The following is a 22,028-nucleotide window of genomic DNA, read 5'->3' as shown; positions in this document are numbered from 1 at the left end:
TCCGACTCGCCCTGCCTCCGGCCCTAGGCTGTGCTCATGCGCCTGTGGAGCCTGCACCCGCGGTACCTCGACGCCGCGGGACTCGTGGCGTGCTGGCGCGAATCGCTGCTTGCGCAGAAGGCCCTCTCCGGCGCGACGACGGGCTACCGGCATCATCCGCAGCTGGACCGGTTCCGTGCGCACGAGCGCGCCATCGCCACCTATCTGCACGGGCTCGCTGAAGAAGCGGATGCCCGCGCTTACCGCTTCGACCGCACCCGCATCGTCGGATCGCCCGATGCCGGCCTGCGTCTTCCGGTCACCGCCGGTCAGCTCGCCTACGAACGGGATCATCTGCTCGCGAAGCTCCGCGCCCGGTCTCCAGAACATGCCGCACGGCTGGAGAACGACCTGGACGTGCGTCCGCATCCGCTGTTCTCGGTGATCGGTGGCGGTATCGAGCCATGGGAGCGGACAATCGATCACCACGGACCGGGGAGCACCACGGACCACGCCCGACCGGCATCCGCGTCGAGTCCCCGTTCTCACCACGACCATGAGGAGCGCCCATGACCGCCGAAGGCCGCCTTCGCTTCGACCACGAGGCGATCCACAGCGCCGACGACCTCATCGAGGCGGGCAAGGCGGCACGAGGTGACGTGCCGCGATCCGCGCACGCCGAGTACGTCCCCTCGAAAGATCGCGATCCGATCCGCATCCTGCGCGCACAGCACGAGCATCGCGTGCACGACCTGATCCCTCTGCGGTTGGAGCGGATGTCCGCCAACCCGTTCGCGTTCTACCGCGGATCCGCGGCGATCCAGGCCGCCGACCTGCGAGACGCACCGCGTACCGGCGTCGACGTCACGATCTGCGGCGATGCGCACATCGCCAACTTCGGGATCTACGCCTCGCCGGAGAGAGCCCTCACCTTCGATCTCAACGACTTCGACGAATCCGCGTACGGACCGTGGGAGTGGGACGTGAAGCGGTTCGTCGGCAGTGTGGTCATAGCCGCACGACAGCGCGGATTCAAAGAGTCCAAGGTGCAGACCGCAGCGCTCGAGGCCGCGGCCAGCTACCGCATCTCGCTCCGGCAGATCACGCAGCTCGGCGTGCTCGAGCGGTACTACATCCGCGCGGACGTGCACAGGGGTCAACGTGCTGCGAGTTCGCAGAAGGTGCTCGACCATGCCATCGACGCGGCATCCCGGCGCACCTCGGCGCGTGTGGTGCGCAAGATCACCGAGCGAGCTGCCGATGGCACCGTCTCCATCATCGAGAACCCGCCCGTTCTGACCCACGTTCCCGAGGCCACGGAGCGCACGGTGCTGGAGATCGCGCGCGAGTACGTGAACACGCTGCCCTCCGACATAGCCGTGCTGCTCTCCCAGTACGTGGCGACCGATGCCGTGCGGCGCGTCGTCGGCGTCGGCAGCGTCGGCACGCGCTGCTACATCGTCGTGCTCACCGGCCCGGCCGGTGAGTCGCTCGTACTGCAGGTGAAGGAAGCGACCGAGTCCGTCGCGGTCGAATTCGGCGGAGCCACCGCGCCCCGCGCGCCGATCATCGACACGCGCGCCGATCGTGACGATCACGGGCATCGCGTCGTCGCCAACCAGCGGGTGCTGCAGTCGGTGAGCGACCCCTTCCTCGGTTGGGTACGCAAGGACGGCCATGCGTTCTACGTGCGGCAGTTCCGCGACCAGAACGTCTCCATCGACACCGAGACCCTCGACTTCCGGCCGTTCACCGACTATGTGGATGCCTGCGGCACCGTGCTCGCGCGCGCTCATGCGCAATCACCAAACGCACCCTTCATCTCCGGATACCTCGGCGAAGGCACGCAGTTCGACTCCGCCATCGCGGAGTGGGCATCCGCATACGCCGACCAGGCCGTCGAGGACTACCACGCACTCCGCAAAGCCATGCGGAAGGGTGAGATCTAGGGCTGAGTAGGAGCGCGATCTCGTCGGAAGAGACCGCGCGTCGGGCTCGCTGGTGCGGTCGGGCGGCATCGCCGCCTTCCCTTGGCCTAGCTCGGCCGAGACGGCCGCGCCGTGTGCGGTGAGGAGGTCAGAAAGTTCTGCCAGAGAAGATTGGGTGACCGCTACCTGGTGCGGTCGGGCGGCATCGCCGCCTTCCCTTGGCCTAGCGCGGCCGAGACGGCCGCGCCGTGTGCGGCGAGGAGGTCAGAAAGTTCTGCCAGAGAAGATTGGGTGACCGCTACCTGGCGCGGCCGGGCGGCAAAGCCGCCTTCTATGGCCTAGCTCGGCCGAGACGGCCGCGCCGTGTGCGGCGAAGGGGCCAGAAATGGCCCCTTCGGGAGAAGCGGCTCTACGCCGCCTCTCCTCCCGCACGCGCCGGGCGGCAAAGCCGCCTTCTATGGCCTAGCTCGGCCGAGACGGCCGCGCCGTGTGCGGTGAGGAGGTCCGAAAGGACCTCCTCGGAAACGTCGCCTTAACGGCGACGTTTCTCCCGCACACGCATATTGAGCACGATCGGGCTTCCTTCGAAGCCGTAGATCTCGCGCAGGCGACGCTGGATGTACCTGCGGTAGCCGGGGTCGAGGAATCCGGTCGTGAACAGCACGAATGTCGGAGGACGGCTCGACGCCTGGGTCCCGAACAGGATGCGCGGCTGCTTTCCGCCACGTACCGGGTGCGGGTGCGCAGCCGTCAGCTCGGCGAGGAACGCGTTGAACTTGCCCGTCGGGATGCGCGTGTCCCACGACTCGAGCGCTGTCTCGAGCGCCGGCACGAGTTTCTCCAGGTGACGTCCGGTGCGCGCCGAGATGTTCACGCGCGGTGCCCACGACACGTGGGCAAGATCCTGCTCGATCTCGCGCTCCAGATAGCGACGACGATCGTCGTCGAGCAGATCCCACTTGTTGTAGGCCAGCACGAGAGCGCGCCCGCTCTCCAGCACGAGGTCGATGATCCGCACATCCTGCTCACTGATCGGCTCGGAAACGTCGAGCACGACGACGGCGACCTCGGCCTTCTCCAGCGCGGTCGACGTGCGCAGCGACGCGTAGAAGTCCGCGCCCTGCTGAAGGTGGACGCGACGACGGATGCCGGCCGTGTCCACGAACCGCCACACGCGGCCGCCGAGCTCGATCTGCTCGTCGACCGGGTCGCGGGTGGTGCCCGCGAGGTCGTTGACGACCACGCGCTCCTCGCCGGCCGCCTTGTTCAAGAGGCTGGACTTGCCGACGTTCGGACGTCCGACGATCGCGACACGACGGGGTCCGCCGATCTCGCGCTGCGCGTACGCCGACTCCTCTGGCAGCACTTTCAACAGGTCATCCAGAAGGTCTGCGACGCCACGGCCGTGCAGGGCGCTGACCGGATGCGGTTCCCCCAGTCCGAGGTTCCACAGCTCGGTCGCCTGCGGCTCCTGCCGCGCGTCGTCCACCTTGTTCGCGACGAGGAAGACCGGCTTCTTCGACTTGCGCAGCAGACGCACGACGTGCTCGTCGGTGGAGGTCGCGCCCACGTTCGAATCCACGACGAACATCACGGCGTCGGCCAGATCGATCGCGACCTCGGCCTGCGCAGCGACGGATGCGTCGATGCCCTTCGCATCCGGCTCCCACCCGCCGGTGTCCACCACGGTGAACCGCTTGGCGTTCCACTCCGCCTGGTACGAGACGCGGTCGCGCGTCACGCCCGGGGTGTCCTCGACGACGGCCTCGCGGCGGCCGAGGATGCGGTTCACCAGCGCGGACTTGCCGACGTTCGGTCGGCCGACGATGGCCACGACCGGCAGCGCGGGCAGGTAGTGGATCTCGTCCGGATTCTCCGTGACGGCATCCAGCACGTCGAGGTCGGAGTCGTCGAGCTCGTACTCGTCGAGACCGGCTCGCAGCGCCGTGGCACGCTGGTGCGCCAGCACCTCGTCGACGTTCGCGAGACGGTCGGCGAGATCGTCCGGCGTCGCGTCGAAATCGTCGTTCTCTTCTGGCGGTCGGGGGTCAGACATCCGTTCCTCCTCGGGACGGTGCCGCGCCGGTGCCAGAGGCACGCGCGGACTTGATCACGTCGATCACTGCGTCGACGGTTTCATCGAAGTTCAGGTCGGTGGAGTCCACCGTGGTCACGCCTTCGGCGGCGGACATGAAGTCGACCACCTGCAGGTCGGCGCGGTCGCGGGCGTGCAGTTGCGCCGCCACGTCGGCAGCCGAGTGCCCGTCGAGTTCCCCGGCACGACGTGCCGCGCGCACCTCGGGGGACGCGGTCAGCAGGATGCGCGCCGGCGCTTCCGGCGCGACGACCGTCGTGATGTCGCGGCCCTCGGCCACGATCCCGTCGTGATCCGTACCGGACAGGATCCCGCGGAAGAGCTCGTTCAGCCGCAGCCGCACCTCGGGGATGCGCGCCACGGCGCTCACCCGGGCTGACACCTCGGGATTCCGGATCTCCGTCGTCACATCCGTCTCGCCGACGAACACGCGCAGACGCCCGGGCTCCGTGTCGATGCGGTAGTCGAAGTCCGCGATCGAGGCAACCACGGCATCCGCTTCGGCCACGTCGATGCCGCGCTGCGTCGCGAACCAGGTGAGCGCGCGGTAGGCGGCTCCCGTGTCGAGGAAGGCGAAGCCGAGCTTCGCAGCAGCTGCCTTGCTCACGCTGGACTTCCCGCTGCCTGCCGGGCCGTCGACGGCGACGACGAACGGGACAGGAGATGCGTTGTGCTCAGGGCTCATCCGGCGATCCTCCAGCCTCGCGCCGACAGGTCGTCGATGGTGCGCGTCTTCACTTCCGGCAGCACGGCGATCTCCGCGAGTCCGATCTGAGCGCCGGGCGAATGCTCGAGCCGCAGGTCTTCGATGTTCACACCGATCTCGCCGAGCTCGGAGAACAGTCGTCCCAGTTCGCCCGCCTTGTCGTCGACCATGACGATCACGCTGGCATAGCGCCGATCCTGGCCGTGCTTTCCCGGCAGCCCGGCGACTCCCGCGTTGCCGGCCGCCAGATCGCCGGCGATGGTGCGGCGTGCGCCAGGAGCCGACACGTCACCGAGCGCGATGAGCGCTGCGTCCAGGTCGTCCCGGTAGGCGCGCAGGATCTCGACGACCGCCGGCGAGTTAGCCGCAAGGATCTGCACCCACAGTTCAGGGTCGCTGGACGCAATGCGCGTCACGTCGCGAACGCCTTGACCGGCCAGGGCGAGAGCGGATGACGGTGCGGTCGCCAGCCTCTTCGCCATCAGCGTCGACACCACTTGCGGCGCGTGGGACACGAGAGCGACGGCGGCGTCGTGCTCGTCGGCAGGCAGGGTCACCGGCGTGGCCTGAAGGTCGAGGATGAGCTGCTCGATCAGGTTGATCCGTGCCTGCGCCATGCCCGGACGCGGGCACACCACCCAGGGTCTGCCGACGAAGAGGTCGGCGCGCGCCGAGATCGGACCGCCGCGCTCCCGTCCCGCGAGCGGATGCGATCCGACGTACCGCGCGAGGTCGGCGCCAGCGGCCTCGAGGTCCGACAGCGGCGCCACCTTGACGCTCGCGACGTCGGTGACCGTCGCGTTCGGAAACGCGGCGAGCTCGGCGGCGACGACCGGCGCCGTGGCATCCGGCGGCACCGCCACCACGATGAGCACGGGGTCGTCGTCATCGCGCGGAGCACGGCCTGCACCGTAATCGATGGCCAGGTCGAGGGTCGCGGGCGAGGCATCCGCGAGGATCACGTCGACGCCGCGCTCCCGCAGCCCGAGCCCGATCGATGCCCCCAGGAGGCCGGCCCCCACGACGCGCACACTGCCGTCGATGCGCGCGGCAGGGTTCTGATTCACATTCGCTCCGATTTCGACCTGGCAAGAGTGAGCACCTGGCCGAGTTCGATTTTAGTCAAGTCCCGGGTCGCACCAGATTTCAGCGTTCCCAGGTGCAGGGGCCCGAACTGTCGGCGCACCAACGCGACGACGGGATGCCCGACGGCGTCGAGCATCCGCCGCACGATGCGGTTCCTGCCGGAGTGCAGGGTCACCTCCACGATGCTCTGCCCAGCGGATGTCTGCAGCAACCGGGCCTTGTCCGCCGCGATCGGCCCGTCGTCGAGCTCGATGCCACGCGTGAGCTTCGTGAGCGTTGCGGGCGCCACGCTCCCCCGCACCGTCGCGATGTAGGTCTTGGTCACCCCGAACGACGGATGAGCCAGCACGTTGGCGCTCTCCCCGTCATTCGTCAGCAGCAGAAGTCCGCTGGTGTCCGCGTCGAGGCGCCCCACGTTGAAGAGCCGTTCCTCGTACTCGTCCGTGAAGCCCCGCAAGTCCGGACGTCCGCGATCGTCTCGCATCGAACTCACGACACCGGTCGGCTTGTTGAGCATCACGTAGCGCTTGGTGGCATCCAGCTGCACGGCCGACCCGTCGACCTCGAGCAGGTCGGAGGTCGGGTCGATCCGCCGCCCCAGCTCCGTCACGACGGTGCCGTTCACGCGAACCCGGCCCTGAACGATCAGCTCTTCGCTGACACGGCGGGATGCCACACCCGCGGCCGCCATGACCTTCTGCAGTCGCTCGCCCTCCGGCCGGCCGGTGTCCTGATGATTGATCCGTTCAGCGCACATCGTCGTCGAACCCGTCTGCTCCGTCCGCGAGAAGCGGTGAGATGAGCGGCAGCTCCTCCACCGCGTTGATGCCGAGTTGCTGCAGGAGGAGGTCGGTGGTGCCGTAGTTGATGGCGCCGGTCTCGGCATCCGCGAACAGCTCGGTGATGAGTCCGCGCGACAGCAGCGTTCGCACCACGGAATCCACGTTGACCGCACGGATCGACGCGATGGCGCCGCGCGTGATGGGCTGCCGGTACGCGATGACCGCAAGGGTCTCCAGTGCGGCCTGCGACAGCTTCGCCGGCGCCTGCTCGGTGACGAAGTCCATCACGAGGCGGTCGTACTCGTCTCGCACGTACAGACGCCATCCGCCGCCGACCTCGCGCAACTGGAAGCCGCGACGGGGTCCGCCGGCCTCTCCGTCGTAGTCCTCGACGAGGCCGTCGATCGCCTGGCGTACTGCGGCGATCGGCGCGCCGACGGCCGTCGCCAATGTGACGAGGGGCAGTGGCTCGTCCGCGACCATGAGCACGGCCTCGATCGCCCGAGGGATGTCGTACACCGGCTTCTCGACGAGCTCCGGCGCACCTGTCGGCGTCTCCAGCGTGAAGGCCGCTTCCCCGTCGTTTGCGCCCGGAAGCACCGGATCCTGCACCTCCGGATCCGTCCCGTCCCGGTCGACCGTCTGCGACTCCGTCACCTCCGGTGCCTCCTCGTCGTGTCGTTCATCCATAATCGGCCCCCAGGTTGGCGAGGTTCTCGTCCGACCAGGCATCTGCAACCCAGCGGATGGTCAGCTCCCCCAGTGGCTCCAGCTGCTCGAATCCCACGGCCCCGAAGCGGTAGAGCTCGAGCACCGCGACGAATCGGGCGACGACGACGCCCTTGCGATCGGCGCCGGCGATGAGCTCGCGGAAGGTGAAGGGCGTTCCACGCCGGAGCTGCGTCACGACGAGCGCTGCCTGCTCCCGCACGCTCACCAACGGTGCGTGCAAGTGGTCCAGCTCCACGATCGGAATCGCCTTGGGAGCGAAGGCGAGCTCGGCGATCGCGGCGAAGTCCTCGACGCTGAGCGTCCATTTCAGCTCCGGCTCGTGCGACCGGTACTTCTCGTCGAGGCGGACGATCCGCGGATGTCTGCCCCACTCCGTCTCGAACCGCCCGGCGAACCACGTCGACGCCTGCTTGAACGCGCGGTACTGCAGCAGTCGCGCGAAGAGGAGGTCGCGTGCCTCCAGCAGGGCGACGTCCTCTGCATCGACGAGTTCGCCCTGCGGAAGGAGCCCGGCTACCTTCAGGTCGAGCAGCGTCGCCGCCACGACGAGGAACTCGCTCGCCTGGTCCAGTTCGTCCGCGGTGTCGATCCCACGCAGATATGCGATGAACTCGTCGGTCACCCTGCTCAGAGAGACCTCGGTGATGTCCAGCTCGTGGCGACCGATCAGATTCAGCAAGAGGTCGAAGGGCCCCTCGAACACCTCGAGGGCGACGAGGAACGACGGCGCACCGGCCTCCCGAATCCCATCGACACCAGACGGAACATCGGGGTCGGGTGTCACGGCACTCGCGGGCGACACAGCACTCTTCGGCGACACAGGGCCGCCGGGGGCATCCTGCGCGTCGGGCTCAGGCGGCTGCGCCACGGAACACGAGTTCCCGTGCGAGCTGACGGTAGGCGTCTGCCGCCTGGTGCTCGGGCGCGAACTGGGTGATCGGGGTCGCTGCGACGGTGGCGTCCGGGAACTTCACGGTCCGCGCGATCACCGTCTCCAGCACCTCCTCGCCGAACGCGTCGACCACGCGCTCGAGCACCTCACGTGAGTGCAGCGTGCGCGCGTCGTACATCGTTGCGAGGATGCCGTCGAGTTCCAGTGCCGGATTCAGCCGCTCGCGCACCTTGTCGATCGTCTCGATGAGCAGGGCGACACCCCGCAGCGCGAAGTACTCGCACTCGAGCGGGATCAGCACGCCGTGGCTCGCAGTGAGCGCGTTGACGGTCAGTATTCCGAGCGACGGCTGGCAGTCGATGAGGACGACGTCGTAGTCGCCCGAGACCTTGCGCAGCACTCGGGCCAGCGCCTGCTCGCGTGCCACCTCGTTGACCAGGTGCACCTCAGCGGCCGAGAGGTCGATGTTCGCCGGGATGATGTCCAGTCCAGGCGTCCCGGTTGGCTGGATCGCCTCAGACGGATCGTGTGCGCTGGAGAGCAGAAGGTCGTAGATGGTGATCGCCTCGTGCGTCGCGACGCCGAGACCGGCCGACAGTGCGCCCTGGGGGTCGAAGTCGACGGCGAGCACCCGTCGGCCGTACTCGGCGAGCGCTGCGCCCAGGTTGATGCTGGTGGTGGTCTTACCCACCCCGCCCTTCTGATTGCACAGCGCGATCACCCGAGCTGGTCCGTGCGACTTCAGTTCCGGCGGCGTCGGGAACTCCCGAAGCGGACGCCCGGTCGGGCCGAGTTCCTCCACGGCGACGTCACCGAAGCCCGGCAGTTCCTGCTCGTCGGCTGGGATACGTGCCACGACTCCTCCGCTCACTGTCCACCTGGATCGCGTTCGAGTCTATCGATCATCGGAAAGGTGAACAGGCAGGAACGCCGCGGATCAGCGGGACCGTCGCATCGGGCGATAGTCCCGCTGTCCTCACTCCCCGTGGCTCGCTGTGAACGCCCTCATGGGATTCGGCGGATGGTCCAGCTTCAAGGCCTTGAGCATTGCTACGGTGATCGCCGTGGGAAACCGACGCCGACGCGTGTGGACGACCGCAGCCGTCGGGACGGCAGCGGTGCTCGTCGCTGCCCTCCTCACCGGAGCAGCGTTGCTGAACCAGTCGTCCTCTTCGCCGATGCCCACGGGCACAGGCAAGGTACTCAGCTTCAAACTCCCCTATCTGGAACACGGCGTCGACAATCCGAACGCCCAGGAGGTCGCCCAGCACGTGGGGGGCGACGCGCCGCTGCTCGTCTTCCTGCCCGCGACGGGCGAGGTCCCCAACGACTATCGGGAGTACCTCAGCACTGCCGCGGCGGTGGGATACAACGTGCTCGGGCTGGACTACTGGAACACCGGCAAGTCCGTGACGCGAACCTGCCGCGGGCACGCGCACTGCTACACGATGCTGCAGCAGAACCGCTACGACGGAACCTCGCCGTCGCGGTACAGCCGCATCGACGCCGCGAACTCGATCCTCCGTCGATTCCGTGCCGCCATCGACTATCTGGACACCCAGGATCCCGGCGGCTACTGGGCCCGCTTCCTCGTGAACGGCCATCCCGCGTGGAATGACGTGGTGCTGGCCGGACACTCGCAAGGCGGTGGCGAATCCGCGTTCATCTCTCACTTCCACGAGGTGCGCGGCGTGCTCATGTACTCGTCGCCCGTCGAGACGTACGGCGACGTGTCCGCCTCCTGGATGCGGTCGAAGGGTGAGACCCCCGTCTCCCGCATGTACGGGTTCGACGACGTGCACGACATGTATTTCGATCGAATCACCGACTCCTGGACGAAGCTCGGCATGGGCACTCCGTCGATCTCGGAGGCGCGTCCGGTGCCGACCGGCAGCCACGTGCTGCTGAGCTCTCTCGACATCGGCACGCCGCTCGAGTCGCACGGACACACCGTGAACGACTTCGGCCCGCGCACGACCAACGGAACCATGCGGTACGCGCCGACCTGGCGCTGGATGCTGCAGCAGGTCATGCACCGCTGACCGCGGCGCTCCGAGCGGTGTCGCCCAAGCGATGCCGACCCGAGCGAAGTCCCGCGAGCGCACCCTCAGGCAACTCCGCGACCCGATGGCGTCCGGCAGAACCGCGCTCTGCTCACCTGGCCCGTGGATGCGCCGTCGTATACATGTCGCGGAGCGTGTCCGCGGTGACGAGTGTGTAGATCTGGGTCGTGGCGACGGAGGAGTGCCCGAGCAGCTCCTGCACCACCCGCACATCCGCTCCCCCCTCCAGGAGGTGCGTGGCGAACGAGTGCCTGAGCGTGTGCGGTGAGACCGATGCCGTCAGCTGAGCTCGCTCCGCCGCCGCCCTGATGATCAGCCAGGCGCTCTGCCTGCTCAGCCGGGCACCGCGAGCGCCGAGGAAAAGTGCCGGAGTGGCCTTCCCACGCATCGAATACTGAGGGCGCACTCGTACCAGGTAGTCGTCGACCGCCTCTCGTGCATACCTGCCGAGCGGGACGATGCGCTGCTTGCTGCCCTTGCCGGTGAGCCGGATCACCTCGCGGTCGATCACGTCGTCAACGTTGAGGTCGACCGCCTCCGAGACGCGGGCGCCCGTCGCGTACAGCAGCTCGAGCAGCGCCTTGTCTCTGATCAGCGCCGGTTCGTCACCGTCGGTGGAGGCGAGGAGCGCCTCCACCTGCGTCACAGTGAGAGCCTTCGGCAGCCGAGACGGCAGCTTGGGCGGCCGAACGTCCCGCGCCGCATCCTCCGCCACTTCGCCCTCTTCGAGCAGAAATCTGTGCAGGCCGCGAACCGTGGAGAGCATGCGGGCGACGGATGCCGCACCGAGCGTCTGCGCAGCATCCGCCTCGCCCCGGGTGTTCAGGTATCGCGCGAAGTCGTCCACGTCGCGCGACCCGATGGATCCGAGGTCCGTCAAGCCCTTGTCGTCCAGCCACGCCAGGTACGCCTTCAAGTCGCGCCGGTACGCCGCAACCGTGTTGCGGGACAGGCCGCGTTCGATGCCGACGTGTCGCAGGTACTCCTCGACAGCGGCATCCGGCGTCATCGGGATGCGCGCCCATCCAGCGGCCGCGTGAGCCACGAGCCTCGCTGGAACGGAGCGTCCGCCGGCCCGAGGGATTCGTAACCCGTCGAGCGCGACGCGACAGCGGCGAGCACGCCCAGTGAGAGCGGCGCATTGCGCAGCCGACGCTCCAGCACACCGCGCACCACCTCGTCGAGCGGTACCCAGCGCACCTCGATGTCGGCCTCCTCCTCTTCGCGTGCGAACGTCTCGCCGGCGTGACGAACGCCCCTGGCCAGGTAGATCCGGATCACCTCGTTGTTGCCGCCAGGCGTGCTGGCGAACTCCGTCAGCACGTTCCACGTGTCGGCGACGGCATCGGCCTCCTCTGCGAGCTCGCGCTGCGCTGCCTTCAGCGGCGACTCTCCCTGGAGGTCGAGCAGACCGGCGGGCAGCTCCCAGTCACGAGTGCGGATCGGATGCCGGTACTGCTTGATGAGCAGCACCCTTTCCTCGTCGTCCATCGCGAGCACGGCGACGGCGCCCGTGTGGTCGACGTACTCGCGCACGATCGTCGAGTGGCCGATATCAACAGTGTCCCTGCGCACATCCCAGACGCGGCCGCGATAGACAACCTCGGAATCCACGACCGTCGCCGCGTAGGGCTCGTCCGCCAGCTCGTCGAGCGTTCGCCGGTCGTCCGACGCGCCGAGCTCAGGCATCCACTTCCTCTTTCACCTCGAAGAGGCGACTGGACTCCTGGCGGTCGAGGGCGGCGGCGATGAGGCCGCGAAACAACGGATGCGCGCGGTTCGGCCGCGAACGCAGCTCCGGGTGCGCCTGCGTGCCCACGTAGAACGGGTGGACATTCCGATCGAGCTCCACGTACTCCACGAGATGCCCGTCCGGTGAGGTGCCGGAGAACACGAGCCCCGCGTCCGCGATGCGCTCGCGGTAGTTGTTGTTCACCTCGTAGCGGTGGCGGTGCCGCTCTGACGCCTCGGCGGCGCCGTACAGCTCGGAGACGATCGATCCGTCCTGCAGCTTCGCGGGATACAGGCCGAGGCGCATCGTGCCGCCGAGGTCGCCGCCGGCGATGATCTCGACCTGCTCCGCCATCGTGGCGATGACCGGATACGTCGTGTCCGGATCGAACTCGCTCGAGGATGCCCCGTCCAGGCCCGCCTCGTGCCTCGCGTACTCGATCACCATGCACTGCAGACCGAGGCAGAGTCCCAGCGTCGGGATCCCGTTCTCGCGGGCGAACCGCAGCGCCCCGAGCTTGCCCTCGATCCCGCGGATGCCGAAGCCGCCGGGCACGCAGATGCCGTCCACATCCGCCAACTCATGCGCCGCACCTTCCGGATCCTGACATCCGTCGCTCGCGATCCACTTCAGGTTCACCTTCGCGCGGTTGGCGAAGCCTCCTGCGCGAAGCGCCTCGGTGACCGAGAGGTAGGCATCCGGAAGGTCGACGTACTTCCCCACCAGGCCGATGGTCACCTCGTGCTTCGGCTCGTGCACCACTCTGAGGAGCGAGTCCCAGCTCTGGCGATCCGGGTCATCGGCGACCAGGCCGAGCTGGGCGATGATGTAGTCGTCGAGCCCCTGCTCGTGCAGCATGTTCGGGATGTCGTAGATGCTCGGCACGTCGACGGCGTTGACGACGGCGCTCTCGTCCACGTCGCACATGAGCGCGATCTTCTTCTTGTTGCTCTCGGAGACCGGACGGTCGCTGCGCAGCACGAGTGCGTCCGGCTGGATGCCGATGGAGCGCAACGCCGCCACCGAGTGCTGCGTCGGCTTGGTCTTCTGCTCGCCCGATGCGTTCATGTAGGGAACGAGCGAGACGTGCACGAAGAAGCAGTTCTGGCGTCCGAGTTCGTGGCGCACCTGCCTGGCGGATTCGATGAACGGCTGCGACTCGATGTCGCCGACGGTGCCGCCGATCTCGGTGATGATCACGTCGGGCTGCGGGATGTCGGATGCCTGCAGCCGCATCCTGCGCTTGATCTCGTCGGTGATGTGCGGGATCACCTGAACCGTGTCGCCGAGGTACTCGCCGCGACGCTCCATGGCGATCACCTGCGAGTAGATCTGACCGGTCGTGACGTTGGCCGCCTGGCTCAAGTTGATGTCGAGGAAGCGCTCGTAGTGTCCGATGTCCAGATCGGTCTCGGCGCCGTCGTCGGTCACGAAGACCTCGCCGTGCTGGAACGGGTTCATCGTTCCGGGATCCACATTGAGATACGGATCGAGTTTCTGCATCACAACGCGCAAGCCGCGCGATGTGAGGAGGTTGCCCAGGCTGGCTGCCGTCAGCCCCTTGCCCAAAGAAGAAACGACACCACCTGTCACGAAGATGTGCTTGGTAGTGCCGTTCGGCCGGATTGTTGAACTCGAGGGACCCGCGTCAGATTTTTCCACCACGGGCTTTCATCCTATCACCGAGGTGATGCGCCTCCGGGGACGCAACACGACCCCGAGAACCTCTCTCCTCCGGCACGGCGCTCTCTTGACAGCGCGGACGCCCAGTGGTTAGTTAACCACATGCTTAACCATCTGGACGGAGTCTTCCACGCGCTGGCCGATCCGACTCGCCGCAGCATGGTGGAGCGTCTGGCCGACGGCGACGCATCGGTCAGCGAGCTGGCCCGACCGATGGCGATGTCGCTGCCGGCGGTCATCCAACACCTCCAGGTGCTGGAGGCCAGCGGCCTGGTTCGCAGCCGAAAGGTCGGCCGGGTGCGCACGTGCAGCCTCGACCGCTCGGCGTTCGACCGTGCAGAGGCGTGGTTCACGGACCGGCGAATCACCTGGAACGAGCGCCTCGATCGGCTCGGCGACTTCCTCGCCGACGACGAGCAGGCCAGCACAGCGAAGTGACAGCAGAACAGATCGAACAGACCGAACAGAAACAAGGACGTCCCATGACCGATCGATTCATCACCCACGACACGATGGTGCTCGAACGAACGTATCCGGTTCCCGTGGAGCGCGTATTCCACGCGTGGACGGATGTCAGTGCCAAGCGCGTCTGGTTCACCGGCGACACGACCCCCGGCGGCTCCGGCAGCGAGTATCGACTGGACTTCCGCGTCGGCGGACACGAGCTCTCGCGCGGCGGCATGCCGGGCGGCGACGTGGTCTTCACGTACGACGCCGAGTACCGGGACATCGTCGAGAACGAGCGCATCGTCTACTCGAGCTACATGCTGCGCGACGACACCCGCATCTCCGTGTCGCTCACCTCAGTGGAGTTCCGGGCGGACGGTGACAGCACGCGCCTGATCCTCACCGAGCACGGAATCTATCTCGACGACGAGGACAAGCCCGAGTACCGCAGCGAAGGGATGGGCGCCCAGCTGGACGCCCTCGGCAGGGTCCTGACCCAGCACGTCGCGGTAGACGAGCGCGTCTGAGCGCCCCAGTACGCCCGCCGGAGCACAACGTGCCGGCGGGCGTCGCTGTGGGGAGGGGCCGGCACAGGCGTGAGATCGCCGCGCGAGCGCAGTGGGATGCAGACGCGAACGGCTGGAGTGCCGACTCGAAGTCGAAGTCGAAGTCGAGGACGAAGACGAAGACGAAGACTAGGTCGAAGTCGATGACGAAGACGACGTCGAAGTCGCGGACTGACGGCCTCAGCGTTGCGGCGCGCTGGCTTCCGCCCGCTCGCGCGCGACCTCGATGAGCTCGCGCGCGTGCGCGAGACCGCTCTCGGAATCCGGCAGGCCGGACAGCAGTCGCGCCATCTCCGACACCCGGTCGTCACCGTCCAGCTTCTGCACGCTGGACGCCGTCACCGAACCGTCTCCGGCCTTCACGACAGTGAGGTGGTTGGTCGCGAACGCCGCGACCTGGGCGAGGTGCGTCACGACGATCACCTGAGCACTCTCGGCCAGGCGGGCCAACCGACGACCGATCTCGATCGCGGATGCCCCTCCGACGCCCGCATCGATCTCGTCGAACACGAAGGTCGGCACGGGATCGCTCCCGGCCAGCACCACCTCGATCGCGAGCATCACCCGCGACAGCTCGCCACCGGATGCACCCTTGCCGAGCGGCCTGGGATCCGCGCCCCCGTGCGGCCGCAGCAGGATCGACACCGCATCCCGTCCAGAAAGCGAATAGTCGTCGCGCTGCTGCACGTCGACGACGACGGCGGCGTCGGCCATCGCCAGCGCAGCGAGCTCCTCGGTCACCTCCGTCGCGAGCACGTCCGCCGCGGCTTTGCGCAGTGCGGAAACGGATGCCGCCAGCCGCTCCACCTCACGCGCATCATCCTCGACGAGCGTCGTCAACTGCTCGATGCGCTCCTCGTCGCCTTCCAGCTCCGCGAGTCGCTCACCACCCGTTGCCGCTCGCTCGATGACTTCGTCCAGCGTCGGGCCGTACTTGCGCACCAGTCCGGACAGCTCGGCCCGTCGCTCCTGGATCACCTCGAGGTCGTGGGCGCCGTCGGAGTCCAGTGCCGCGAGGTAGGTGGACAGTTGCGCCGCCGCATCGTCCACCTGAAACCCGAGCTCCGAGAGCGAATCCGCCAGCTCCTGCAGCGCACTATCGTGCGCACCCGCCCGTTCGAGCTCCCGCCTGGCGGTCTCGAGAAGTCCGCGCACGTCCGGGCCCTCTGAGTCCTCCGCCGACAACGACTCGCGCGCGGCAGACGCCCCGAGCCGTAGCGACTCGAGGTTCGTCAGACGTTCGGCCTGTTCGCCGAGGGTTTCGTCCTCACCCGGCTCGGGGGCGATGGCTTCGATCTCGCTGAGCGCCGCCCTCAGGTCATCGGCTTCGCGCGCGCGTCGATCGCGCTCGTCCACGAGTTCGGCGAGCTCTTCCCGATTGGCGTTCCACCGCCGGTACGCCGCTCGATAAGCGTCAAGCGCTTCCGAGAGTCGTTGGCCGGCGAACCGGTCGAGGGCATCCCGCTGAGCGGAGGCGGACTTCAACCGGATCTGATCCGACTGCCCGTGCACCACCACGAGCTGCTCCGCAAGTTCGGTGAGCACGCTCACCGGCGCGCCGCGGCCGCCGACGATGGCGCGGCTACGACCCTCCGCCGCCACCGAGCGACTGAGCACGAGCTCTCCCGCGGATGCATCACCCACGTCATCGAGGTCTCCCCCGGCATCCCGCACCCGTTCGGCGACGTCTCCGCCGGCCGGCACGCGCCAACGCCCCTCGACCCAGAGCTGCGGACTGCCGGCGCGGACCACGGCGCTGTCGGCGCGTTGCCCGAGCAGCAGGCCGAGAGCGGTGACGACCATGGTCTTGCCTGCACCGGTCTCACCCGTGAGCGCGGTGAACCCCGGACCGAGCGGCAGGGTCGCCCGCTCGATGACCCCGAGGTCGCGGATCGAGATCTCCTCAATCACGGGCGTTCGGCCCCCGCCATCCCGTGACCGGCAGGTCGAACTTGCGCACGAGCCGATCGGTGAACGGCGCCGTGTGCAAGCGGGCCAGAGTGACCGGTGTCGGCGATCGCCACACCATCACGCGGGACCCCGTCGGCAGGTCGAACGCGCGCCGCCCGTCGCACCAGAGCACGGCGGGGGTGTCTGTGCGCCGCAGCAGCTCGACGGCGAGCACGGAGTCCGCCGCGACCACGAGCGGCCGGGCGAACAGCGCATGCGCGCTCAGCGGCACGAGGAGAAGCGCGTCGAGCGTCGGCCACACGACGGGCCCGCCTGCGGAGAACGAGTAGGCGGTGGATCCGGTCGGCGTGGACATGACGACGCCGTCGCATCCGAAGCTCGACAGCGGACGGCCGTCGACCTCGATGACGACCTCGATCATGCGCTCCCTGCTCGCCTTCTCGATGCTCGCCTCGTTCAGCGCCCAGCTCTCGTAGACGACCTCGGTTCCGGACTTCACCTTCACGCCGAGCGTCATCCGCTGCTCGACCGTGTAGTCGCGTTCCAGCGCACGAGTGACGGCCAGTTCGAGGTCATCGCGCTCGCTCTCAGCGAGGAAGCCGACGTGTCCGAGGTTCACGCCCAGCAGAGGCACGTCGCATCCGCGAACGGTCTCGGCTGCACGAAGGATGGTGCCGTCGCCGCCCAGCACGATGACCAGCTCGAGCTGCTCGGGGGCGACATCGTCGCCGAGCACCGCGAGCGACGCCAGGTCGGGTGCGGCATCCACGAGATCGGCGCGCTCCTCGGCGCCCAGCACAGGCACGACATCCGCCGCGATCAGTTGTCGGCACACCTGGATGCCGGCGAGCACCGAATCACCGCGCCCGGTGTGTGAAACAACGAGGAAGTACCGACCGGGTGCGCCCACGCGCCTCACTCTCCCACCATCTCGCCGATGTCGTTCAACCATTCTGTCGGATGCCGCCGCGCCCGTGTGCTCAGTCGGATCAGGTACTCGTGATTCCCGTGGCTTCCGGCGATGGGGGACGGAAGGATGCCGGCTGTCGGCAGCCCGAGGTCCCACGCGGCCCACGCCACCGACGTCACCGCATCCTCGCGCAGCGCCCTGTTCCGCACGATGCCCTCGCGGATCCCGGCCCGCCCGACCTCGAACTGCGGCTTGATCAACAGCACGTACTCGGCGTCGCGCCCGACAGTCTCGACCAGCGGCGGCAGCACCAGCGTGAGGGAGATGAACGAGAGATCGCCGACCACGAGGCCGATCTCGCGGCCTTCGGCGAGCCCGCCAAGTGCCCCGGCGTCCAGATAACGCACATTGACGCCTTCGGCGACGGTCACACGGTCGTCCGTCGCGATGAGCGGTGCGAGCTGACCGTGACCGACATCGAGGGCGATAACGTGCTCCGCGCCTCGTTCGAGCAGCACCTGCGTGAACCCACCGGTCGAGGCGCCGACGTCGAGCGCCGCCAGCCCCCGCGGGTCGACGCCGAATCCGTCGAGCGCCGCGATGAGCTTGTGGGCCGCACGACTGACGTAGTGATCCACGTCTGCGACGGTGATATCGCTCGTCTCCTGCACGTGGGCGGATGCCTTCACGACCGGTCGACCGTCCACGCTCACGCGGCCGTCGGCGATGAGACGCGCCGCGTGCGTGCGTGAGCGCGCGAGTCCGCGGGCCGCCACCGCAGCATCCAGACGCTGTTCCGCCACCAGGTCAGTCGTCCAACCGCTCAGTCGTCCAGCTCGGGATGGTCAGCGCCTTCCAGCGCATCGACGAGCTCGCCGTGGATGCGCCCGTACGCGTCGGCGCGATCCTGCAACGGCCGCTCCTCGATCAGCTGCAGCCGCGATACGAGACCGCCGTCTGCCACGTCTGAATCCGTTGTCGGATCGCTGATGGCTCCCGCGGCTCCGTCCTCACTCGTCGAGGCGCCCGCCTCCCGCGACAGGTCGTTCGCCTTCCGGGCAAGCTCGCCATCGTCGTCGACACCGTCCCCGACACCACTCATAGGGATGCCACTGTCTGCGTCCGGGACGGAACCGCTCTCGTCAAGCATCCGTACACGGTACCGCCGACCCCCGACGATCGTCCGCGGCACTCCGGTACTCCGGTCTCACGCGTAGAGCTCTTCCGGAACCTCGAGCGCGTAGATCGGACGTCCGCATCCCCAGATCAGCGTGCTGGCGGCGCGCAGGAGGTCGATCTCACTGTCGCCGCGTGCGACGATCCGCACCGTGCTGCCTTCCAACCGAACGGATGCCCGCCGCACCTCGACCGCATCCCCCGACTTCGACACTTTCGCGACCGGATACGGCTCGTGCAGTTCACGCAGATCCGAGAGCACGAACGTCGGCCGTTCGTCCTTGCCTGCCGCGAGGACCTGCTTGGCCTTGTCGATCCCGGTCAGCACCAGCACGGACGGGATGCCGGCCCGGTTCGCGCCGGCGATGTCCGTGTCGAGCCGGTCGCCGATCATGAGCGGCGACTTCGCCTCGAAGCGTTCGATGGCCAGGTCGTAGATCGCACGCTCCGGTTTGCCAGCCACCAAGGGAAGCCTGCCGACAGCGGTGTGCACCGCCGACACCAGCGTTCCGTTGCCGGGCGCGACACCGCGCGCCTGCGGGATGGTCCAGTCCGTGTTCGTCGCCACCCAATGAACGCTGTCGTCAGCGAGCGCGAAGGATGCCTCCGCCAGCTGCAGCCATCCCACCTCGGGCGCGAATCCCTGCACGACGGCCGCAGGCCCGTCCTCCGCGGATCGCGTCACCTCGAAGCCGGCCTTGTCCAGCTCCGCAACCAGCCCGTCGCCACCCACCACCAGGACAGTCGACCCCGCAGGGATGAGATCGGCCAGCATTCGCGTGGCCGCCTGCGGCGAGGTGATCACATCGTGGGCCTCGACGTCGAACCCGAGCTTGGTCAGGTGGTCAGCCACGGCGCGATCTGTCCTGGCTGCGTTGTTCGTCAGGCACGCGACGCGGATGCCGTCGGCCTGTGCAGTGTTCAGCGACTCGACGGCATGAGGGATCGCGTCGGCGCCGGCATACAGCACGCCGTCGAGATCCGCGAGGATGACGTCGATGCCGTCGAGCGGCGTCACCGCCCGCTCCCGACGGAACAGGCCGCGGCGATGCTCACTCGTCATCGGCGGATGCGTCCGATGCGGCGTTCCCGGCGCCGTCGTTCCTGCCGGTGGCGTCGGCCTCGGCGGAGCCCGTCTCGGGCACGGCGCCCTCGACATCCGTCGCGTCCGTGTCCACTCCGTCGAGGTCGTCCGAAACGTCGGCCTCGCCGAGGCTGACGCCGTCCGTGCCTGCGGATTCATCGGACAACACGATCCCGGATGCTTCGTCGCCCTGAACGTCGACGGGCTCCGCGAGCTCGACGACCTCCACCTCCTCGAGCTCGACGTCGTCCGCCTCATCGAACTCGATGAGTTCCTCGTCAACCTCGATCACGTCTTCCTCGTTCTGACCGAGGGCGTCTCGCGCGCGCTCCGCGAGTCCGAACCACTCCGCTGCTTCAGGGGCGCGGCCAAGGTCCTCGAGGACCGTCGCGTAGGCGTCGAACAGATCGGGGCTGTAGGAGAACGCGCGGGTTCGATCGAGCTGCGGGATCTGCAGTTCACTCAGCGCGGCATCCGTCTGCCCGAGATCCAATCGTGCACCGGACATCGCGATCGCCAAGGCGACCTGGGCGTCCGCCGACAGCTCGGAGCGATCGACCGACCTCCCCAGCTCGAGCGCACGGTCGGGACGCCCGACCCCGCGCTCACTGTCCACCATGAGCGCGAGCTGGTCATTCTTGCCCGAGATGCGCCGATAGGTGCGCAGTTCACGCAATGCCAGCGCGTAGTCGCCGGTCTGATAGGCCGTGATAGCGAGCGTCTCGCGGACGATCGCGATGCGGCCCGCCCGGCGCGCTGCCGCCAACGCGTGGCGATGCGCCAACGCGGGATCCTCGTCGATCAGCTGCGAAGCCATCGCGAGATGGCGCGCAACCTCATCCGCGTTCTCTTTCGTGAGCGTCTTCAGCTCCATGCGCGCCGCACGATCGAGATTCCGCGGTTCCACCGATTCGGGGATCTCCGGGTCGTCGTGCCGGGGTCGGACGCTCCGAGGAGCCATCCCTCGACGTTCCTCGTCCTCACCACGATGGTCGAACCCGCGAGCACGGCTGTCATCCCGACGGCCCGATGCGGAAGCTCCCGTCGGCCGGCCACCGCGCGCTCCCGACCAGTCGCGATCGTTCCGCCCGTTGTCGCGCTGACCTCCGCTGGTCCGACCGCGTTCGTCCGAACGGTCGCCGCGGCCACGGCTGTCCCGCGCACCATTGGGCCTATCGAAGCCATCTCGACCCTGACGGGACGAGTTCCAAGGCCGGTCACCTCGGCCCGCTCCGTCACGAGAGCCCTGTGCCGATCCGCGCTCTCGTGCATCTCGCGAACGATATTCGCCCTTCGGACCGCCGTCGCGCGTCGGTCGCACGTCACGACCACCGCGCTGATCGCCGTCATGCGCCGAGCGTCGATCGCCGTCACGACGTCCGGCTGAACGCCCATCCGAGGTCCACCGCTCCCGACCGCCGGAACGGGATGCGCCCGGCCTCCCGCCGTCGCCCCGATTCCTGTCGCCGGAGGAACGGATGCCGGCCCCGGCACCCCGCGTCGACCCAGCATCGGGTCGGCGTCCGCTACCGCCTTCGCGCCAGTCTCTGCCTTCGCGCCTTGCAGACGAGTCGCGTCCTCCAGCGCCAGATCCCGCACCAGCGCGTGTCGAGGAACTGCGGCCCCCGCGTCCATCACGCTCATCACGCCCTCCGCCGTCGGCACGCCAGCCTCGCGGGCCGCCGTCGCGACCGGTGTTCGAACGCCCGGAAGCGCCCTTGCCCGAACCGTACCCGCCGCGGTGGCCGTCAGCTCGATCGCCACCCGAACCAGCGCCGCCACTCGAGCCCGCTGCGTCACGTCGGCCGCCGCTTGCTGATCGGTCACTCCGAGAGGAACCGGCACCACGAGTACCGCCGCCGGACGAGCCCGATCGCCGGTCGCCGCCGTGCTGACCGCGACCGCTCCCGGACGACCTGCCTGGTCGATCCTTCCCAGCGCCCGCGTCCCGACGACGGGACTCCCCGCCGTTCTCCTGGCCTTCGCCGCGATCCTCTGCTGCCATGTCGCGAAACCTCTCTTCGGCACCCGGTCTAGCCGAGAACCCCATGCGTCCTGAACGCGCTTTGCCAATGCACTGTGCTGTTAAACGCCAAGTGGCCACCCATTGCTGGGTGGCCACTTGGTGATGTTAAGTCCGGCGGTGTCCTACTCTCCCACAAGGTCCCCCTTGCAGTACCATCGGCGCTGAGAGTCTTAGCTTCCGGGTTCGGAATGTGACCGGGCGTTTCCCTCTCGCTATGGCCGCCGAAACAC

Annotated in this window: 22 protein-coding genes and 1 rRNA gene; 5 read left to right on the top strand and 18 right to left on the bottom strand. The window is 68.1% G+C overall.

Going from position 1 to position 22,028, the window contains the following annotated elements:
• The first annotated feature begins 36 nt into the window (after window positions 1-36).
• The gene (locus HII28_RS00115; RefSeq protein WP_240977181.1) at window positions 37-552 is read left to right on the top strand and encodes a pyrimidine dimer DNA glycosylase/endonuclease V; all 516 of its coding nucleotides are present in this window, start codon (window positions 37-39) and stop codon (window positions 550-552) included.
• Complete coding sequence (locus HII28_RS00110) at window positions 549-1,928, top strand: DUF2252 domain-containing protein (RefSeq protein ID WP_170023377.1); 1,380 nt, start codon at window positions 549-551, stop codon at window positions 1,926-1,928. Before HII28_RS00115 ends, HII28_RS00110 begins: the two co-directional genes overlap by 4 nt.
• 511 nt (window positions 1,929-2,439) lie before the next feature.
• On the opposite strand, the gene der is transcribed toward HII28_RS00110, so the two are convergent.
• The 7 genes from der to HII28_RS00075 all read right to left on the bottom strand — a co-directional run bounded on the left by der (window position 2,440) and on the right by HII28_RS00075 (window position 9,047).
• A complete protein-coding gene (gene der, locus HII28_RS00105) occupies window positions 2,440-3,963 on the bottom strand; it encodes a ribosome biogenesis GTPase Der (RefSeq protein ID WP_170023376.1) in 1,524 nt (507 codons plus the stop codon).
• Window positions 3,956-4,687 carry a (d)CMP kinase gene (gene cmk / locus HII28_RS00100; protein WP_170023375.1) on the bottom strand — a complete coding sequence of 244 codons (732 nt, stop codon included), beginning with the start codon at window positions 4,685-4,687 and terminating at the stop codon, window positions 3,956-3,958. Before cmk ends, der begins: the two co-directional genes overlap by 8 nt.
• A complete protein-coding gene (locus HII28_RS00095; RefSeq protein WP_170023374.1) occupies window positions 4,684-5,775 on the bottom strand; it encodes a prephenate dehydrogenase in 1,092 nt (363 codons plus the stop codon). Before HII28_RS00095 ends, cmk begins: the two co-directional genes overlap by 4 nt.
• Window positions 5,772-6,551, bottom strand: coding sequence for a pseudouridine synthase (locus HII28_RS00090; RefSeq protein WP_170023373.1), 780 nt, complete (start codon window positions 6,549-6,551; stop codon window positions 5,772-5,774). The genes HII28_RS00095 and HII28_RS00090 overlap by 4 nt, the downstream gene beginning before the upstream one ends.
• Window positions 6,541-7,266 (bottom strand): SMC-Scp complex subunit ScpB, encoded by a 726-nt coding sequence (gene scpB / locus HII28_RS00085; protein ID WP_205864521.1) that lies wholly within the window; start codon window positions 7,264-7,266, stop codon window positions 6,541-6,543. The genes HII28_RS00090 and scpB overlap by 11 nt, the downstream gene beginning before the upstream one ends.
• Complete coding sequence (locus HII28_RS00080) at window positions 7,259-8,053, bottom strand: ScpA family protein (RefSeq protein WP_346769309.1); 795 nt, start codon at window positions 8,051-8,053, stop codon at window positions 7,259-7,261. The genes scpB and HII28_RS00080 overlap by 8 nt, the downstream gene beginning before the upstream one ends.
• A 106-nt stretch (window positions 8,054-8,159) precedes the next feature.
• Complete coding sequence (locus HII28_RS00075; RefSeq protein ID WP_170025862.1) at window positions 8,160-9,047, bottom strand: ParA family protein; 888 nt, start codon at window positions 9,045-9,047, stop codon at window positions 8,160-8,162.
• Window positions 9,048-9,264: 217 nt separating this feature from the next.
• Between HII28_RS00075 and HII28_RS00070 the strand changes: the two genes are divergently transcribed.
• On the top strand, window positions 9,265-10,242 hold the full coding sequence (locus tag HII28_RS00070) for a hypothetical protein (RefSeq protein WP_170023372.1): 978 nt from the start codon (window positions 9,265-9,267) through the stop codon (window positions 10,240-10,242).
• A 112-nt stretch (window positions 10,243-10,354) separates the two neighbouring features.
• Here HII28_RS00070 and xerD read toward each other — a convergent pair whose 3' ends face one another.
• The 3 genes from xerD to HII28_RS00055 are packed head-to-tail and all read right to left on the bottom strand — an operon-like array spanning window position 10,355 to window position 13,621.
• Window positions 10,355-11,272: a site-specific tyrosine recombinase XerD gene (gene xerD / locus HII28_RS00065; RefSeq protein ID WP_170025861.1), complete on the bottom strand. Its 918-nt coding sequence runs from the start codon at window positions 11,270-11,272 to the stop codon at window positions 10,355-10,357.
• Entirely contained in the window at window positions 11,269-11,952 is a 684-nt protein-coding gene (locus HII28_RS00060) for an NUDIX hydrolase (RefSeq protein ID WP_170023371.1), read from the bottom strand. The genes xerD and HII28_RS00060 overlap by 4 nt, the downstream gene beginning before the upstream one ends.
• Window positions 11,945-13,621: a CTP synthase gene (locus HII28_RS00055; protein ID WP_170025860.1), complete on the bottom strand. Its 1,677-nt coding sequence runs from the start codon at window positions 13,619-13,621 to the stop codon at window positions 11,945-11,947. Before HII28_RS00055 ends, HII28_RS00060 begins: the two co-directional genes overlap by 8 nt.
• A 159-nt stretch (window positions 13,622-13,780) precedes the next feature.
• Between HII28_RS00055 and HII28_RS00050 the strand changes: the two genes are divergently transcribed.
• On the top strand, window positions 13,781-14,116 hold the full coding sequence (locus HII28_RS00050) for a metalloregulator ArsR/SmtB family transcription factor (RefSeq protein WP_170023370.1): 336 nt from the start codon (window positions 13,781-13,783) through the stop codon (window positions 14,114-14,116).
• Window positions 14,117-14,160: 44 nt separating this feature from the next.
• Window positions 14,161-14,652, top strand: coding sequence for an SRPBCC family protein (locus tag HII28_RS00045; RefSeq protein WP_170023369.1), 492 nt, complete (start codon window positions 14,161-14,163; stop codon window positions 14,650-14,652).
• A gap of 219 nt (window positions 14,653-14,871) precedes the next feature.
• Here HII28_RS00045 and recN read toward each other — a convergent pair whose 3' ends face one another.
• The 8 genes from recN to rrf form a co-directional block, all read right to left on the bottom strand.
• On the bottom strand, window positions 14,872-16,602 hold the full coding sequence (gene recN, locus HII28_RS00040; protein ID WP_170023368.1) for a DNA repair protein RecN: 1,731 nt from the start codon (window positions 16,600-16,602) through the stop codon (window positions 14,872-14,874).
• Window positions 16,595-17,512, bottom strand: coding sequence for an NAD kinase (locus HII28_RS00035; protein ID WP_346769118.1), 918 nt, complete (start codon window positions 17,510-17,512; stop codon window positions 16,595-16,597). The genes recN and HII28_RS00035 overlap by 8 nt, the downstream gene beginning before the upstream one ends.
• 5 nt (window positions 17,513-17,517) lie before the next feature.
• Window positions 17,518-18,315 (bottom strand): TlyA family RNA methyltransferase, encoded by a 798-nt coding sequence (locus tag HII28_RS00030; protein ID WP_170023366.1) that lies wholly within the window; start codon window positions 18,313-18,315, stop codon window positions 17,518-17,520.
• 20 nt (window positions 18,316-18,335) lie between these two features.
• Window positions 18,336-18,614 (bottom strand): hypothetical protein, encoded by a 279-nt coding sequence (locus HII28_RS00025; protein WP_170023358.1) that lies wholly within the window; start codon window positions 18,612-18,614, stop codon window positions 18,336-18,338.
• Between the two features lie 105 nt (window positions 18,615-18,719).
• Window positions 18,720-19,751: an HAD-IIA family hydrolase gene (locus HII28_RS00020; protein WP_240977180.1), complete on the bottom strand. Its 1,032-nt coding sequence runs from the start codon at window positions 19,749-19,751 to the stop codon at window positions 18,720-18,722.
• A complete protein-coding gene (locus HII28_RS00015) occupies window positions 19,741-20,646 on the bottom strand; it encodes a hypothetical protein (protein ID WP_205864520.1) in 906 nt (301 codons plus the stop codon). Before HII28_RS00015 ends, HII28_RS00020 begins: the two co-directional genes overlap by 11 nt.
• On the bottom strand, window positions 20,637-21,800 hold the full coding sequence (locus tag HII28_RS00010; RefSeq protein WP_170023364.1) for a hypothetical protein: 1,164 nt from the start codon (window positions 21,798-21,800) through the stop codon (window positions 20,637-20,639). The genes HII28_RS00015 and HII28_RS00010 overlap by 10 nt, the downstream gene beginning before the upstream one ends.
• Window positions 21,801-21,907: 107 nt before the next feature.
• Window positions 21,908-22,024: ribosomal RNA gene (rrf, locus tag HII28_RS00005) — 5S ribosomal RNA — on the bottom strand.
• Window positions 22,025-22,028 lie beyond the last annotated feature (4 nt).

It is taken from the genome of Planctomonas sp. JC2975 (assembly GCF_012985205.1).
In the GTDB taxonomy this organism is placed as follows: domain Bacteria; phylum Actinomycetota; class Actinomycetes; order Actinomycetales; family Microbacteriaceae; genus Humibacter.
The sequence above is the reverse complement of the archived record's forward strand: the minus strand, read 5'-3'. Positions and strand labels throughout refer to the sequence as shown.

What these genes read in the sequence shown, in the direction of transcription:
- HII28_RS00115 (WP_240977181.1), top strand. Translation starts at nt 37, where the DNA reads ATGCGCCTGTGGAGCCTGCACCCGCGGTACCTCGACGCCGCGGGACTC.
- HII28_RS00110 (WP_170023377.1), top strand. Translation starts at nt 549, where the DNA reads ATGACCGCCGAAGGCCGCCTTCGCTTCGACCACGAGGCGATCCACAGC.
- der (WP_170023376.1), bottom strand. Translation starts at nt 3,963, where the DNA reads ATGTCTGACCCCCGACCGCCAGAAGAGAACGACGATTTCGACGCGACG.
- cmk (WP_170023375.1), bottom strand. Translation starts at nt 4,687, where the DNA reads ATGAGCCCTGAGCACAACGCATCTCCTGTCCCGTTCGTCGTCGCCGTC.
- HII28_RS00090 (WP_170023373.1), bottom strand. Translation starts at nt 6,551, where the DNA reads ATGTGCGCTGAACGGATCAATCATCAGGACACCGGCCGGCCGGAGGGC.
- scpB (WP_205864521.1), bottom strand. Translation starts at nt 7,266, where the DNA reads ATGGATGAACGACACGACGAGGAGGCACCGGAGGTGACGGAGTCGCAG.
- xerD (WP_170025861.1), bottom strand. Translation starts at nt 11,272, where the DNA reads ATGACGCCGGATGCCGCTGTCGAGGAGTACCTGCGACACGTCGGCATC.
- HII28_RS00060 (WP_170023371.1), bottom strand. Translation starts at nt 11,952, where the DNA reads ATGCCTGAGCTCGGCGCGTCGGACGACCGGCGAACGCTCGACGAGCTG.
- HII28_RS00050 (WP_170023370.1), top strand. Translation starts at nt 13,781, where the DNA reads ATGCTTAACCATCTGGACGGAGTCTTCCACGCGCTGGCCGATCCGACT.
- HII28_RS00045 (WP_170023369.1), top strand. Translation starts at nt 14,161, where the DNA reads ATGACCGATCGATTCATCACCCACGACACGATGGTGCTCGAACGAACG.
- HII28_RS00025 (WP_170023358.1), bottom strand. Translation starts at nt 18,614, where the DNA reads ATGAGTGGTGTCGGGGACGGTGTCGACGACGATGGCGAGCTTGCCCGG.
- HII28_RS00020 (WP_240977180.1), bottom strand. Translation starts at nt 19,751, where the DNA reads ATGACGAGTGAGCATCGCCGCGGCCTGTTCCGTCGGGAGCGGGCGGTG.
- HII28_RS00015 (WP_205864520.1), bottom strand. Translation starts at nt 20,646, where the DNA reads ATGGAGCTGAAGACGCTCACGAAAGAGAACGCGGATGAGGTTGCGCGC.